13 protein-coding genes and 2 pseudogenes are annotated in these 16,248 nt (G+C 37.0%); 10 read left to right on the forward strand and 5 right to left on the reverse strand.

Annotated features, from left to right (window positions below):
* Window positions 1–79: 79 nt before the first annotated feature.
* The 9 genes and pseudogenes from mobQ (at window position 80) to ACVRZD_RS04075 (ending at window position 10,071) form a co-directional block, all read left to right on the forward strand.
* Window positions 80–1,720 carry a MobQ family relaxase gene (mobQ, locus tag ACVRZD_RS04035; protein ID WP_037624763.1) on the forward strand — a complete coding sequence of 547 codons (1,641 nt, stop codon included), beginning with the start codon at window positions 80–82 and terminating at the stop codon, window positions 1,718–1,720.
* A 12-nt stretch (window positions 1,721–1,732) separates the two neighbouring features.
* Window positions 1,733–2,233 carry a DUF3801 domain-containing protein gene (locus ACVRZD_RS04040; protein ID WP_037624765.1) on the forward strand — a complete coding sequence of 167 codons (501 nt, stop codon included), beginning with the start codon at window positions 1,733–1,735 and terminating at the stop codon, window positions 2,231–2,233.
* 1,044 nt (window positions 2,234–3,277) lie between these two features.
* Complete coding sequence (locus ACVRZD_RS04045) at window positions 3,278–4,036, forward strand: putative phage replisome organizer (RefSeq protein WP_037624770.1); 759 nt, start codon at window positions 3,278–3,280, stop codon at window positions 4,034–4,036.
* Window positions 4,037–4,153: 117 nt separating this feature from the next.
* The gene (locus tag ACVRZD_RS04050; RefSeq protein WP_142954970.1) at window positions 4,154–5,002 is read left to right on the forward strand and encodes an ATP-binding protein; all 849 of its coding nucleotides are present in this window, start codon (window positions 4,154–4,156) and stop codon (window positions 5,000–5,002) included.
* A 252-nt stretch (window positions 5,003–5,254) separates the two neighbouring features.
* Window positions 5,255–5,458, forward strand: coding sequence for a hypothetical protein (locus ACVRZD_RS04055; RefSeq protein ID WP_037624772.1), 204 nt, complete (start codon window positions 5,255–5,257; stop codon window positions 5,456–5,458).
* A gap of 2 nt (window positions 5,459–5,460) precedes the next feature.
* A complete protein-coding gene (locus ACVRZD_RS04060; RefSeq protein WP_037624774.1) occupies window positions 5,461–7,101 on the forward strand; it encodes a recombinase family protein in 1,641 nt (546 codons plus the stop codon).
* A pseudogene (locus tag ACVRZD_RS04065) lies at window positions 7,053–7,853 on the forward strand (peptidoglycan bridge formation glycyltransferase FemA/FemB family protein); the annotation flags it as partial. The gene ACVRZD_RS04060 and the pseudogene ACVRZD_RS04065, both read left to right, overlap by 49 nt.
* A 357-nt stretch (window positions 7,854–8,210) precedes the next feature.
* Complete coding sequence (locus ACVRZD_RS04070; RefSeq protein ID WP_037624776.1) at window positions 8,211–9,377, forward strand: MFS transporter; 1,167 nt, start codon at window positions 8,211–8,213, stop codon at window positions 9,375–9,377.
* A gap of 67 nt (window positions 9,378–9,444) precedes the next feature.
* Entirely contained in the window at window positions 9,445–10,071 is a 627-nt protein-coding gene (locus ACVRZD_RS04075; RefSeq protein ID WP_037624779.1) for an SDR family oxidoreductase, read from the forward strand.
* An 84-nt stretch (window positions 10,072–10,155) separates the two neighbouring features.
* On the opposite strand, the gene ACVRZD_RS04080 is transcribed toward ACVRZD_RS04075, so the two are convergent.
* Both ACVRZD_RS04080 and citC read right to left on the reverse strand, forming a co-directional pair.
* Window positions 10,156–10,371 (reverse strand): helix-turn-helix domain-containing protein, encoded by a 216-nt coding sequence (locus tag ACVRZD_RS04080; RefSeq protein ID WP_037624781.1) that lies wholly within the window; start codon window positions 10,369–10,371, stop codon window positions 10,156–10,158.
* A gap of 314 nt (window positions 10,372–10,685) precedes the next feature.
* Window positions 10,686–11,738, reverse strand: a complete 1,053-nt coding sequence (gene citC / locus ACVRZD_RS04085; RefSeq protein ID WP_447450308.1) for a [citrate (pro-3S)-lyase] ligase — start codon at window positions 11,736–11,738, stop codon at window positions 10,686–10,688.
* Between the two features lie 277 nt (window positions 11,739–12,015).
* Between citC and ACVRZD_RS04090 the strand changes: the two genes are divergently transcribed.
* Window positions 12,016–13,077 carry an AbrB family protein gene (locus tag ACVRZD_RS04090; RefSeq protein ID WP_037624786.1) on the forward strand — a complete coding sequence of 354 codons (1,062 nt, stop codon included), beginning with the start codon at window positions 12,016–12,018 and terminating at the stop codon, window positions 13,075–13,077.
* 27 nt (window positions 13,078–13,104) lie between these two features.
* On the opposite strand, the gene citG is transcribed toward ACVRZD_RS04090, so the two are convergent.
* The 3 genes and pseudogenes from citG to ACVRZD_RS04105 form a co-directional block, all read right to left on the reverse strand.
* Complete coding sequence (gene citG / locus ACVRZD_RS04095) at window positions 13,105–13,989, reverse strand: triphosphoribosyl-dephospho-CoA synthase CitG (protein WP_037624788.1); 885 nt, start codon at window positions 13,987–13,989, stop codon at window positions 13,105–13,107.
* Window positions 13,982–14,677: pseudogene (locus tag ACVRZD_RS04100) on the reverse strand (GntR family transcriptional regulator). Before ACVRZD_RS04100 ends, citG begins: the two are co-directional and overlap by 8 nt.
* Before the next feature lie 151 nt (window positions 14,678–14,828).
* A complete protein-coding gene (locus ACVRZD_RS04105) occupies window positions 14,829–16,232 on the reverse strand; it encodes a CitMHS family transporter (RefSeq protein WP_037624790.1) in 1,404 nt (467 codons plus the stop codon).
* Window positions 16,233–16,248 lie beyond the last annotated feature (16 nt).

Here is a 16,248-nt window from a genome sequence, read left to right on the forward strand (position 1 = left end):
CTTACGGAGCGAAGATACACAAATCTTTAAAGCCTCCACCTAAAACAACAAGAGAAAAAAACAGAAAGGAAGTGATGAGATGGCAGACAGTTTTCATTTCTCTGTGTCTATTATTTCAAGAGGAAAAGGAAAAAGTGCTGTTGAAAGTTCAGCATATATATCCGGAGAGAAAATAAAAAACGAATGGGACGGAGTAACTCACGACTATACAAAAAAGCAAGGAGTCATTCATAAAGAAATATTCCTACCCGAACACGCACCGCAAGAATTTACAGATAGGACTACTCTATGGAACTCTGTCGAACTCTTTGAGAAAAATTCAAATGCACAGCTTGCAAGAAATTTTATTATTGCCCTACCGAAAGAGTTAAGTCTTGAAGAAAACAAAAAGCTGATAAGCGAATTTATTGAAACTAACTTTACCAATGAGGGTATGATAGCAGATTTGGCAATCCATGATGAAAGTCAAGACGGAAATAATAATATCCACGCACATATTATGACTATAGTTAGACCGTTGAATGAAGATGGAACATGGGGACAGAAAAGCAAAAAGGAATATATGCTTGACGAGAATGGCAAAAAGATTTTAGGGAAAAACGGCAAACCCAAAACGAGAAAAGTCGAACTTACAAATTGGAATGACAGAGGTAATGTCGAAAAATGGAGAGAATCTTTTTCTAATCTCTGTAACCGATACTTACAAGAAAATGAAATTGATAAAAGAGTGGATCATCGTTCATTCAAAAGACAGGCTGTCAAACAAATACCGACTATACATTTAGGAGCAGCTGCAAGTGCATTGGAAAGAAAAGGCATCAGAACGGAAAAGGGAGATATCAATCGGGAGATTAAAAAACAGAATCAACTTTTGAAAGCAATTGGAGAAGAAATCAGGAAAATCACAGGATGGCTCAGTGATTTTAAGGACAGATTAAAGACCGCCTACCAAAAGCATAAGGAAGAAACAAAACTATCGGTGGAAAAAGAATCAGGACTTTTCAATCTCTATGAATACCTAAGTTTTTATCAGGAAATGCAAGAAATGAAAAGGACTGCCCTCTCCCCTTATGCCAAACGGAATAAAACTCTTTATGACCTTAAGAAATACGCAAACGGAGTTTTGTATCTCAGGAGCAATAACTTAAGAACTGTTTCAGAATTACAAAGCCACATCTCAGAGTTAAGAACGGATAATAATCAAATCTTTACATCCGTTAAAGAGAAAACTCAAAAGATAGAAAACTTAAACAAGTGCTTCGGATATGCGGAAACAATTAAGGCAACTCAAAAAACTTTCACAGAATGGCAGAATAAAAAAATCTTCAAGGATAACTTCTACAATGCCCATAAAAACGAAATCGACCAACACCAAAGAGCAAGAGCCATGCTTGAAAATTTATCCGGCAATAATAAAATACAGCCGAAGAAATGGACACAGGAAATCAGCACACTTGATAAAGAAATCGAAAAGCTGAACGGACAATCGGAGAGTATTAAAGAAAAATACAATCAGATAAACCATATCAAGTATGCGGTTGGTATCGTCAATGAGGAATACGGCATAGACCTATCAATCGAGATAGATAAGGCGATTAAGCGAGGGGAAAAGGAAAGTGTTATTAAAAAACTGCAAGAGTTTAAGAAAGACAGTGACAGCTACAACAGAAAAAGGCAAGCGACCAAAGATTATTATAAAAACAGGGATACAGAAAGATAGGAGGACTAAAAAATGATTAACGAAGAAATTAGTAGGGAGATAGTGCAAGGAACGAAAGATGGAATTACTATGGCAATTCAATTCTCCAAAGAGTATGGGCAGATCCAAGATTATTTTTCCGAGAAGTTCAAAGATAGTAATTTCAGCCTTAGTAAACTCATGCCGGAAAAGAACGAGATACAACTCAAAGACCTATACAAAAAAGGGCAACTCAAAGAAATAGATGTATCCAAAAAAGACCTTGCGGAGTTTAAAAAAGAGTTAAATCGGAACAGAGTTAAGTTTTCTCTTATGGAAGATAAGGCGACAAAGGACTATGTGGCATTCTTTCAAGCCGATAATGTGAAGATTGTCGAGGTAGCTTTAAGAAAAGCGGTTGATAAGTCCAATGCCAAAGAAAAAGGGAAAGAGAGTATCAAAAAGCAAATTGATAAATTCAAAAATCTTGCCAAAGAAAATCCGTTTAAGGATATCACAAAGGCAATGGACAAGAATATTGACCTTGGCGGATAAGGGAGTACCGAATCGTTACCCCCCCATGCTTATTCACTGAAATACTCAAGGAATATAAGGGCTGATAGAACGAATCGTTCTCCGAGGTCTGAACGCTTGGTTCACCCCCTTGAAATAAGGGAGTAGCGAAACACGACACCCTTAATGGAGGACGGAATCCCAATTTGGGAATATGATATAAGCTGATATCACAAAATAAGCTAATGCACTATTTCAGTGCGTGAGCTGATGTCGGAATACACGACGGCAGATTAGATGATACCCCGAAACAGGGCATCACATTAAAAAAATTAATATAATGCCTTGCACCGCATTTTAGGAGCGAGGACAAGGAAAATCTATTCAAAGGCAAAATAAAAGGCTAAAAACACCTTTCCACCGCCTCAGAATAGAAGTTACGAGGGAAGTAGTAAAAAGAAAACAGCTACTTCCCTTTTTTTAGTATGACGGGCATGTTCTAATGCTATGGTGAAAATCCCTAAGGAGCGTAGTTGTCGACGAATCTCATAGCGACTTGCAAGTTTCACATGGTGACATGTGGGAGAGAAGAAGCAATAGCGAAATCGTGGCTTGACGAACAGGAACAGAATATAAGGCGTAACAGGTGGGCAAGCTGGCTAAAAGTAGTAAAGACCCCAAAGACAACCGTAAACCCAAAGCGTAAATTCTGCAAGTAAACGACGAAAGTATTAGAACTTATCCCGTGAGGTCTCATAGACGACACAGTAGTAACAACGAACTATGAGAAGTCAGCAGAATCCATAGTAGCGAGGAAGTTTCTGTAATGGAAATGGAGCGAAGGGAGAAACAATATTTATTGTAATATTTGAAAAGGATGGTCTATGACTTGATGGAATACAAGGAATGACGTATTCAGTCCTCGAGGTTCGGATACAAAAAGAATAAAGTTAAATAGATACATCAGAAATATATAATATGATACAAGGAAATATTGAACCGCCGTATGCCGAACGGCACGTACGGGTGGTGTGAAAGGGGCTAGTTCTTAGCCCCTATTCGATTTTCAAAAATAGGAGGAATAACATGACAAAGAGCAAGAGATACTATTGGCTTAAACTGAAAGAGGACTTTTTCAACGATGTCCGTATGAAAAGACTTAGGAAGATTTCCGGCGGAGAAACTTACACCATCATCTATCTTAAATTACTTCTACTCAGCTTGAAAAATGAGGGAAACCTGTATTTTCAACAAGTAGATGAAACTTTTCCAAAGGAATTGGCACTTGTATTAGACGAAACGGAAGATGATATTGCTGTAACCCTTAATTATCTTCTCAAAGTGAATCTCATAGAAACGATTGAAACGGACGAGATTTTTATGACGGAAATACCGAGTTTAATCGGCTTTGAAACGGAATGGGCAAAGAAAAAAAGAGAGTACAGGGACAAATTAAAAGAGGACAATGTCCTCGATAAGTCCTTGCCTTGTCCTCCTGAAGTCCGACAAGAGATAGAGATAGAGAAAGAGATAGAGATAGAGTTAGAGAAAGAGGGAGATATAGAAATAGAAAAGGACAATGTCCTCCCCCACCCCCGTTTTTACGGAAAATATCAAAATGTGAAATTATCTGATAAAGAGTATGGAAGCCTTAAAGATAAGTTAGGTACTCATACTGAAACGATGATAGATAAGCTTTCAAGATATATAAAGAGTTCCGGCAGACACTATCAAGACCACTATGTGACAATCCTCAACTGGTATGAGCAAGACAAGGAAAAACTAACACAGAAAAAAGACGGTAGAAAAACCATACCCAACTATGATGACAGTCCGAGCATATAAAGCGGTGGAAACATCTTTTAAGGAGTTTTAATTAAAGTCAGGTATAAAACTATGCCAAGACGACAAAAGAGCCTTACGACTAAAATATACGGCAAAATTGGAAGGAGAATTAAACGAATGAAAAACAATGAGAATAATATCATAAGCATAAAGATACAAGGGCTTGACTACAGCTACAATACCGATACCCATTATGAAAAAGACGGTCATATCTACTGCAAGACCTGTAATGAACAAATAGATGGCGAGCCTGTCGAGTTAATCAATACAAAATTTATCTTCACCAAAGCCTGTAAATGCGATCAGGAAAGAAAGAGATTGGAAGAGGAAAGAGAAAGACAGAATAAGATAGCGGATATCAAGAGAAGATGTTTTGTAGAGAGAAATCAGGAAAACTTCACATTTGCAAACTGTGATAGTCATACGGATAAAGCCTTAATCGGAAAACTTAAAAAGTATGTGGAGGAATTTGAGGAGATGAAGAAAAACAATATAGGCTTGATTATCTATGGCGGTATCGGTACAGGAAAAACATTCCTATCTTGCAGTGTCCTAAATGACGTTATTGAGAAGTATCTCTATGAGTGCAAGATTATCAACTTCTCACAAATACTGAACGACCTACAAAAAGGCGGTTTCAATCTTGATAGGAACGAATATATCGGCAATCTCACAAGTAAAACACTGCTTGTATTTGACGACTTCGGTATCGAAAGAGATACGGAGTATGCCTTAGAGCAAATATACAATGTCATCAACGCAAGGTATCAGAAAGAAAAACCGACCATCATCACCACAAACTTGGACTATAAAGACCTTGAAAACGGAGGACAAGACCTTATGCTTTCAAGGATATATTCACGAATCATAGAAATGGGCGTACCCTTAAAGGTTGACGGTAGCGACAGACGAAAAGCAAAACGAATGCTGAAGATAGAAAAGGCAAAAAACTTAATGGATAAATAAGCTGCGTACCCGAATTGGGAACGGAGGTCAAATTAAAAACTTAAAAAATAGACACAGGAGGGATTTGTAACTGTAACCTACAACAACAAAACTCCTGAAATTAGGCAAAGCTTGATTTTTTGCAAAGGCTAAAACCCTTGCAAAGTCAGGCTTTTTTAGTTTTTACGGTCTTGATTTAAGAGGTTTTAAAACTTCGGTTACAAGTTACAAGGTTACAAAGTTACAATTTTCATTTCCCGGAAAGGAGCAGATATGAATAAAAAGAAAACGGAAATTATTGTTAAGAGAAAATATAGAAAAGGAAGAACACCGGCACAAGCCTTTGCTTCCTTGATACTGAAAGACAGTTATGTTTCTAATAAGAAAGATAGTATTGCAATAATAAAAGGAAAGGAGTATAATACAGATAATTCAACTCATTCTTGCTTGCTTAACCCTCCAAATAAGGAGGAATAGCAATGCAAAGTGATTTTCAAACCAATCGTGTGGCAATTTATTGCCGTCTTTCAAAAGACGATGAGTTTAAGAAAGGAGAGAGTGCCAGTATACAAAACCAAAGGGATATGCTCATTGATTACTGCAAGCAGAGAAATTGGACAATCGCTGATATCTATGTAGATGACGGCTATACAGGACTTAATATTGACAGACCCGACTTTCAGAGAATGCTTGTCGATATCAAGGCTAAAAAAATTGATACGGTCATCACTAAAGACTTATCAAGGCTTGGAAGAAATTATTTGCAAACAGGAAAGTTTACGGAAGAATTTTTCCCGAAAAACGGTGTCAGGTATATCGCTGTCAATGACGGTGTGGATACCAATCAGGATAACAATGAGATAGTCCCCTTTAAGAATGTTCTGAATGAATTTTATTCAAGAGATGTATCAAAGAAAATGAAATCTGCTTATTACACAAGGGCGAAACAAGGGAAGTTTACAGGTTGCCTTGCACCCTTCGGCTACAAGAAAGATGAAAACAATCCTCACCTTTTAGTGATTGATGAAGAAACATCATGGATAGTTGAAAAGATTTTTGACTATACTGCAAGAGGTTATGGAGTGCAATATATCAGAACTTTACTGAGAGAAGAAAAAATCCCTACCCCGACATGGTGGAACAGAAAAAAAGGCTTACGAAATGCCGTTACCAAATGGGAAAAGACTATGGAGGGTGGCGAATATGTATGGGATTGCACAACGCTCACAGAGATGATACAAAACCCTGTTTATTTAGGGCATATTGCATCACAGAAAGCCAATTATAAATTCAAAATCGGTTGGATATCCGATAAACCTCAAGAAGAATGGCTTGTAGTTGAAGATATGCACGAGGCTTTGATTGATGAAGATACCTTTGAGATAGCCAATGAAAAGCTGAAAAGCAGAAAAAGACCTTTTAAAACAGGAGAACTCAGCTTATTTGCCGGACTGATTAAATGCCCCGACTGTGGCAAGTCATTAAATCTTGCAAGGAATAACTCTAAGAAAAAGGAAAAACTCTTTACTTGCAACACATACAGAAGATACGGCAAAGACTTTTGCAGTCAACACCGCATTATGTATGATGAAGTCTACAGGGTAGTTTTGGAGGATATCAGGAGCAATGCAAAACTTGCCTTGAAAGATGAAAAAGAAGTCCTGAAGATATTAGAGTTAAACCAAGAAGAAGAATTAGACAGTCAGGTCGTGCTTGCCGGACAGATGATTGAAGAAGATAGCCTTAGATACAAGGAGCTTGAAACGAAAGTTGAAAGACTCTATGATGACTGGATTGACAAAAGGATCAATGAAACAAACTTCAATCGCTTGATGGAAAAAACGCAAAAAGAGCAAGATATTCTACTTGAACGAATAAAGGTCAATGAGAAAAAGATAAAAAATTCCGAAAGCAGAGATATCAACATCAGCAAATGGATAGAATCCATCAAAAAATATCAGAACATTAAAAAACTGGATAGACACATTCTCAACGAACTCATCGACAAAATTTTTGTCTATGAAAAAGAGATTATAGACGGTGAAGTCGTTCAAACCGTTGAAATCTTCTACAATTTTCTACTAAACACCAAAGAATTAAATATAAAATACCACCCCTAAGTAGGCATAAAGCAAATCGTTACCTAAATGAACAGGTAGAAAGCAGCTTCCCGAAACATACCAAGCGTTTAATGAAGGATGCTCAAAAACGAGGTGTCCGTGTTTATCGGTCTGATAGTAAGGATTTGGATGTTTTTGCCAATGTGGTTGCACTCACAGAAGATAGAAAGCAAATATCGCTACGCAACAAAGCGTATTTTAAAAAGCTGATGACGATTTATGGTGATGATGCTTATCTTCATTTGGCTTCTGTAAATATTGCAGAGCAACTAATCATATTTAAATCAGAGCTGGCGCGTGTTGAAAAAGAGTTAAGTGACACTTTAGATCATCAAGTGAAACGCATTAAAAAGTTAACTGACCAGAAAGCATCATTTAACACCTATATTTCAGAATTTGAAAACTATGCCATCAACTACCCAGAAGAAGTTGTCATTGCTGGCGTTTTATCAATCGGTTACGGATCAAGTATGGAGATGCTTTATGCAGGAATGAATGATGAGTTTAAAAAGTTCTATCCTCAGTACTTGCTTTATCCTAAGGTGTTTCAAGATGCTTATAAAAATGGCATTGCTTGGGCAAACATGGGAGGGATTGAAGGGAGTTTGGATGATGGCTTAACTAAATTTAAAGCCAATTTCAACCCAACGATTGAAGAATTTATTGGTGAGTTCAATATTCCGGTCAGTCTATTGTATTACCCAGTAAATCTACTTTATAAAGCACGAAAAAAATTACGTCATAGCCATTAATAAGGATAACAGGACAAAGAACACGAATAGGGGGATCATTAGCCGTCTATTGGTGTTTTTTGCTGTCAAAAGGAAGCATAAGAAGGTCATAAAATTTAGCTGTTTGCTGATGCTTAAGGGGAAGCAAGCTCTTTTAATAATCAATTTCTCTCAGGATATATACCAATGGATTAACTAATTACTGCTTATTCGACCATTTTTTATAGATAAGCTTATGGTACCTATTCAAAAAATCTGATACTTCTCAGATGAGTTTGTCAATGGTATATCAAGCCATGTCAGATGAGTTCGTTTTTTTGGCTTGAACATGGTATCCTAGTAGAAGAATCATTTCCTATTCATTGAAGGAGTTTACCATTGAAAAATGATAAAAATAGCTACATCAGTTATTTTCTCATGTATACCTTTTACTTTTTATCTTGGGCCATGTTTTCTACTTTGATATCAGTTTATCTCTTAGATCAAGGCTATAGACCAAGTCAAGTGTCACTCGTTGTATCTGTCTCTTTCTTTGCATCCATGATAGCTCAGCCATTTTTAGGAAAACTAAATGATAAATTTAATGCCAAGTCAGTTATCATTGTTTCATTTTTGATTAGTATCTTGGGTTCCCTTATCTTTCTCTTTGCTCATAATATCTGGGTGTATACCTTGTCCTATAGTTTGGTTCTTCTATTGATTAATGGTGCAAACCCTGTTTTGGAACAGATTGCAACCAGTGGTCCTTTCCCATATGGGAAAATTCGGATTTGGGGAACAATTGGTTTTGCTATTGGTACACAACTGGCAGGACTAATTTACGATAAGATTGCGCCTCAAGCTATCTATCTCTGCTTTATCATGACAATGGGTCTAGCCATATTAGGAGTTTTGGGGACATCTAATCAACCACGACCAGTTGTTATGCCAGATGAAGAGGATCTAGAAATTGGCTTTAAAGTACTCCTTAAAAATAGAAGCTTCATGCTCTATCTGATACTTGCAATGATTTACTCTGGTATTTTGAACACAGGACACACCTATATTCCAGCCATGTTAGAAGTAAGAGGACTCAGTGTAGGTCTGTCAACTAGTGTCGTTTCAATCTCTGTGATTTGTGAGGCACCATTAATCTACTTATCCTATCTTTTCATGGATAGGGTCAAAAGTAAACACTTGCTGTTATTATCAGTAGGCTGTGTTTGCTTCCAGTACCTTGTTTATGCCCTCAATATCAATCTGTTGAGTATCATCTTAGCTACTTTACTTGTCAAGCATACAACCGGAATGCTCTTTATCATGGTCAATATGAAAATTGTTTCCTCTTTGGTAAACCGACATGTCCTTATGTCAGCACTAGCCTTAGTTCAAGCCTCTCGCAGTTTAGCGTCCATTCTATTTCAGGCAATGGCAGGGCAGATACTAAATATTACAGGATATGCTAACCTGTGTTGGGTCCTCGTTTTCTTCCTTGGAGGCATATTTGTAGCAGTCTTCTTTTTAGAATTACCAAGTGGCAACCAAGAGAAATTATTTTCTCGCTGAGCCTTGTTTGAAACGAAAAAAGTTAGCATAAACAGCTTTAGCTTATAGGTAAAAGAAAGGAAAAAGAATGAAGAAGATTCTTATAACAGGTGGTAGTGGCTTTGTAGGACAAGAAGTCATCAAGAAAGCTTTGCAAGGTGGGTATTTGGTGACTTATTTATCTAGGCATGAAGGACGAGGAGAGATTTTTAAAAATCCTAAGCTGAAATATATTCAGGCTGACTTGCTTAGTGGACAATCTATTTATCTGTCTGAGACTGTTGATCTCATTATTCATCTGGTTGGGGCAATCAAAGTTCATGAGCTAGAACGCTTAAATTACCAGGCAATGCAAGGTGTTATCAGGCTGGCTAAAGACAATCAGATAGAGCGGATTCTGTATCTCACTGCCAAGGTAGGTTACCCCTCTTATCTAAAAAGCAAGAGACAGTCAGAAGAGTTGTTAATTTCCTCTGGGCTTTTTTATGGTATCCTTTCCTCAGGACTGATCTATGGGAGTAAGCGACCACTTGCTAATTTACTTGGTCAGTTGAGTTGTCAAATGATTCATTTTCCCTTCATTGATAACTTAGTCGTAAAGCTTGGAGCCATTCCGGTGGAAGAAGTAGCTATAAGTTTACTTGAACACGCAAAGAACGACTGTCAAAGTTATCAGGAGAATCTAAGGCCAGCTTATGCTATAAAAAAAGAATAACCTTTACAGGCTATTCTTTTTTTGTCCTTTTTGACGTCAGGCTGACTGATATCTAGGAATTGAAATACAACAGTATCTCACCATTTATTCTATGCTGTCGATTGGTCCATGGGATAAGATATCTCCAGGCTGACAATCTAATACAGTACAAATTTTTGCGAGGGTTTCAAAGCGAATCCCTTTTGCTTTGCCAGTCTTTAAGATAGAAAGGTTAGCTTGTGTTATTCCAATTGTTTCGGCTAATTCCTTGGAAGTCATTCTTCGTTTAAGAAGGACTTGATCAAGATTTACTGAAATCATTGCAATCCTCCTTTTATATAATGTGAACTGCAATCTCTCGAGATGTCAGTTTTCCTATACAGATAAGATATAGCTAATATAAACGATCCACGTAGATGTGATCGAAACATTAACGGTAACTATTATAATATAAAATCAGATGACAATAAAGAGTGGCAATAAAAATCTGAAACTCTTTCAAAGTAGTTCAGTGGTGTTAGCTATGTTTTTACTGGAAAAATTACCAATTAAATATTATCCAACCGATGTTGACAAAGGTAATTCCCATAGAAAGTGCAGACAAAAGGTGACTTTTCGTTTCTTTTAATAGAGTTTTAATAATGAATTACATTCGTTTCCTTTTGGATTTTGGCTACTATTGGTTGGGCTTGCGCTGATTTAAAGAACTGATAGGTGCTTTTGGGGACAAGTTTTTTAATAGCCTCTAAATTGTTCTCTTTAATGAATTGGCGCACAGTAGACGCACTGATGACCTGTTCACCTTGTTTGATTCTTGGAATGATGATACAGTCAATTCCTAATTGAGGTAGTTTTTCTTGCATGACAGTGTTGTAGATGTTTGTCACTCGACTATTTGGTTCTTCTCCAACATAACGTTTAGTGATGCCAAGTGTTTTTGCAATCTGTGAAAAAATCCTAATATCGACTTCGGCTTGACTTTGAATGATACTATTACTATCTTTTTGGAAGTAGGCTGGGAAAGTCGATTGGCTGATAATATAAGAACCAGTTTCGTGATAGGTAATATTTGTCAAGTGACTTGTTCCTGCTATGATGAGTTGTTTGCGGACGGCAAATGGAATTAAACTGGTATCTTCACTAACCATAAATAAATGGACATGAGCATTTTCCATCGCAGCTTTTTCTATCAGATGTAAATGTCCTAAGGTAAAGGGGTTGGCATTCATGACAATAGCGGCAGCTTCGGGAATGATTTGCTTGCCATCTACTGCTAGATTTCTGAGATAGTTACTAAAGCCCGCACGGCGATTTTCCATAAAAGTCACTAAATTTGGAATTTCTGCAATAGGATAGAAGCCTAGGTCTTTAAAGAATTTACTGGATTCGGGTTTAGTATAGACAAAAAGATGGGTGTTGCCTCTCTCAAATTGAACGGAAATGAGATGGGTGATAATCTGGTTCAGTAGTCCTTCACCAGTGTATCGTTTACAAACGGCGAAACAGCGAAGGGTGTCGGCAAAGAGACTGCCAGTTGCAATCAATGTACCATCTTCTTCAAAAATACCACAGGTATAATCAAGGTTAGAGTCGCGTGTGATGCCTGTATTTTCTAATAATTGAGTTACTTTTGTTTGGTTGATGTTATCAGCAGAAAAAATTTGTGAGACGGTAAATTCAGACACAATGTCTCCTTTCTTAGATAGCTAGGTTTGGTTGATAATTTTTTGATATTATGGAATTAGACTATGTCTTTATTATACACATCTGAAGATGAAAAATTGTGAATTAGTAAATAATAGTTAGCATAAAAACACCGAAAAAACAGTCGAGCTGATTAAGGGATGAATTAATGCTTGCAAGAATTTCTACCCCTATCGACTATAATGTATCTGTGCTTTTAAAGGGCTTTAGTGTATACTGATACTATTGTAAAACTTAGTGTCAAAATGAAAGGAAGGAAGAATGGCAGTTTTTTTAACCATATTAGTTGGTCTGGTGGGTGGTTTTCTGGCCAAAAGACTGACCTTTCCAGCACCTTTTATGATTGGCAGTATGCTGGCTGTGGCAATCTTATCTGTCACCACAGGACAGATGGGAACGATACATTCAATGAAATTGTTTGCTCAAATTATTAGTGGAGCCTATATAGGCCAAAATATTAGTCAGCAAGACCTGATTAACTTACCTAGATTAGGTAAGGCTATTGCAGGATTAATGGCTCTTTTTACTTTGAATATGATTGCTCTAGGAAGTATTCTAATAATCTTTTTCAAAATGGATGCAATGACAGCTTTTCTTTCTTGTTTACCAGGTGGGATCGTTGATGTTTCTCTCATGGCCATTGATATGGGAGCTAAGGCAGATACCGTCGCTACGATGCAGACAGTCAGACTTGTAGGCATACTTTTAATCTTGCCTAACTGGGTTGGATTTATTACGAATCGCTTTGCTCCAGAACTGAGACAGGTTCCTGTGGATAGAATTCAGAACAAAGAAGATAGGAACTATTCTAGCTTACGCGGGCAGAATCGGATAAAAAATGATGCTCTTATCTTGCTAATTGCCACACTTGGTGGACTAATTGGAGAATGGAGTGGCCTGCCGGTAGGTGCCTTGATAGTATCACTCATCTTTTCATCAGCATTGAAAATTAAAAATGAGACAAGGCAGATGCATCCCTATATCCGTTATATGGCTCAGATTTGTGCTGGCGCTTTAATTGGTTGCAATTTTACTCATAACAGTTTTTTACAAATGATTCATCTTTTTATCCCCATCCTACTTTTGCTATCTAGCTACATGCTAATCAATGGTTTATTTGGCTATCTCATGTACAAACGTGGCTTTTTGGATATTCAGTCGGCTTTATTTGCTTCCTCACCTGCGGGTGCAACGGATATTTCTCTGATGGCAGGAGAATTGGGTGGAGATATGCCTAAAATTGCTGGTATACAAATTAGTCGAACCCTTTACACCGTTATTGTCATGCCACTATTGATCAAAGTAATTACCTTATTTATCTAAAAAATGACTTGGTTTTCCAAGTCGTTTTTAAATAATATTTTCTAAAAATGCAAAATAAAGACTAAGTGCCAACAGGTCAGCACTGCCACCGGGGCTTAAGTGTAACCTGACTAAATGATCATTATAGTTTGTTAATTTCTGACACAGAGCAGAAGGAGACAAATTCTCTGCTTCTATCTCTTTTGTCTCTTTTTGGATTGCTCTAAGGGCACTCATTCCTCCGCGATGAATCAGATTAGCATCTTCAACAAAGGTCATTAAGTGAAGCAGGAGTTTCAATTGTAAATACTTATTATCTGAGGTTTTGGAGGCTTCTTCTCGGAGAAATGGAAGTGCATGCTGAGTTAAGCTCGGGTAACCAGATGCGGCTTCTCCTCTTGGTCCTTTTATTCCATATTTTAGAAAGAGCTCTTCACCATAAGTTAGATGTTCTTTTTTTGATAAATGATGTAAATCTTGATCGATTAGGTGTTTTGTCAGAGGTTTGACTAGCTTACAGATAGCAACTGTGTCATCAGCAGTAAAAATTGCTGTCTCACTTTTTTCGGGATGTTGTGCGAGGTAACTTCCAGTTGCCCCTAAAAGCAAAGCAAAGGAAAAGTTGACTCCTTTATGCGTGTTAATCCCTTTTGTCACCTCAAACATGGATTGCTCTGCTGCAATACCTTCTTGTCTGAGCAAGTTAAAAAGTAATTGTGGCTCCAGACTAGCATGATCATAGCCAATTCTTAAATAGCGATAAAAATGGGCTATTAATGCAGCTGTGGAGTCAATAAAGGTGGATAATGTCATATCTGAATGAGAGCCATCATTGGCACAGTCAACTAATCCTGGTTTAGGAGTCAGTGTTACTTCATAGAGTAAAGCTTTACAGGCAGCTTGACTGAAATAAAGTAAGGGATCTTTAGTCATGTGATTTGCTTTCTAAATCTTGTATAACAAAATCTAGGGAATGGTTTAGGTGTTCATGTGTAATGAGTGTGACCTGCTGATAATCTTTATTCTTCATACCGCGATAGATAAGTCAGTGTTCATCTAGTGCTTTTCGTCTTCTTTCAACTGAAGAAATAGAAATACGACGAAAATAAAGTAGATAGGCTTGTAGTTCAGAGACGATTTCTTTTAAACGGAGCATTTGGCTTTTTACATAGATGAGATTATTGAAATCATTGAAGTTATCAAGGACCTTATCCACTTGATTGTTAACTAAATAACCTTCACAAGTCTCTAACAGTTGACGCATTTCTTCAAAATCATCATCAGTCATTTTGATCATTGCTGTTGTTGAAGCTAAGGTATCTAAAGCCTTACGAATTTCAAAAATTTCATGTGCATCATCTAGACTGACACCTTTGACAATAATTCCTTTATTTGGAAGGTGTTCAACAAGTTTTTCTTCTTCAAGTACTCCTAAAGCATAACGAATAGGTGTTCGGCTGATATTTAATTCTGTTGAAAATTCTTTTTCATTAATCCTCGTTCCAGCAGGAATTTCTCTTAAGATAATTGTTTTTTTAAAGGCATCGTACAAGGCAATCTTTAAAGGTTTATTTTGTGAAAGTTCTAAATTATTTTTTACAACTTCTGTAATTGAGGTCATGTATGCTCCTTACAATTTGTTTTTTTATATTATATCTAAAATAATGCTAAGTTGTCATAAAAATTTTAGTAATCTCTATTGAGGTTATAGAATGTGATAAAAGAGTCTGGGAAATATTCTCAGACCCTCTTTTTATTAATGGCTTTACATTTTATTGTGGAATGTAGACAGGCATATGCCCCATTAATATAATTGTTAGAATGAAGATGATAAAGATACCTAAAGCATATTTACCAGCTGTTCTTTGCCATTCTCCCATGTCTAAGCCAGTTAAACGAAGAAGTAAGTAGATAAAGGCTACTAATGGACTTAACAAGTGGAATGCTTGCCCCATTAATGAAGCAAGTGCCATTGACATGTTATCAAAACCATAACGGGCTCCAGCTTGAGCAAGTACAGGCATAATACCATAATAGAAACCATCATTTGATAAGAAGAAGGTTCCTGGTGCAGATAAGAGTGCAATAATTAAGCCCCAGAAGCCGCCGAATTGTTTAGGAATGATAGTCGTAAAACTTTGTGCCAGAGCATTTGCCATTCCGGAACCTTGGAAAAGTCCCATAAAGATACCGGCAGCAAAAACTAAAATAACAACTTGTACAGCATCACCAGCATTGTCACCGATACGTTTAGATTGGTCTTTTAAGTTAGGATAATTAACCATTAAGGCGACAATTGTACCAACAGCAAATAGAAGAAGAGAAGGGATTGCTAAGGTTTTAATAAATGAACCGGCAACTAACCAAGCAATTAAAAGAATTGTTAAAATGCTATTGAAAAGAAAGAGACTAGGTCTTTTAATAGCATTTTTTTCACTGTCAGCGACAACTGTCAATTCTGCTAATTCTGCCTCTGATAACTCTTTAACTCCAAGACGTTGACGTTCTTTTTTACCCATACTAGGTGCGACGAAGAAAATTACATAAAGAAGAGATAATACCATACCAGGAGCAAGATAACCAAGGATTTCAGAGCCAACGTTTAAAACAGACATGGCACGTGCGGTAGGTCCGCCCCATGGAAGTAAGTTCATGATTGTATTTTGTAGGATAATCAAAACACCTAAGTTCATGACTTTCATATTTAATTTTTGATAGATTGGTAAAAAGGCAGAAACGACAATTAAGGTTGTAGTTGTACCATCACCATTCATTGATACGGCAGCTGAAACAATTGCTGTAGCCATCAATACTTTCATTGGATCGCCTTTTGCAAAACGGATCATTTTGGCTGTAATTGGATCAAATAAACCAGTGTCTAACATCAATGAGAAGTAAAGAATAGCAAACAATAACATGATACCTGTTTTTGCTGTCTGACTGATTCCATACATGACCATTGGGCCGATAGCTGTGAAATTATTGGCTATTTTTTGATCACCTAATGAGCCAACAAATGCTGGATCTGCTTTTAGGTCAGCTGATCCTGTCAGTATAGCAATTAATGCAAATACCAATGGAATCATCACCAAAGCAGATAAGGGAGACATTTTCTTGGTCATAACGACATACATGAAAATGATTATCATGGCATAAGCCAATACTGTGAGTAACATATGTTCCTCTCCTTTA

It is taken from the genome of Streptococcus hongkongensis (assembly GCF_053206145.1).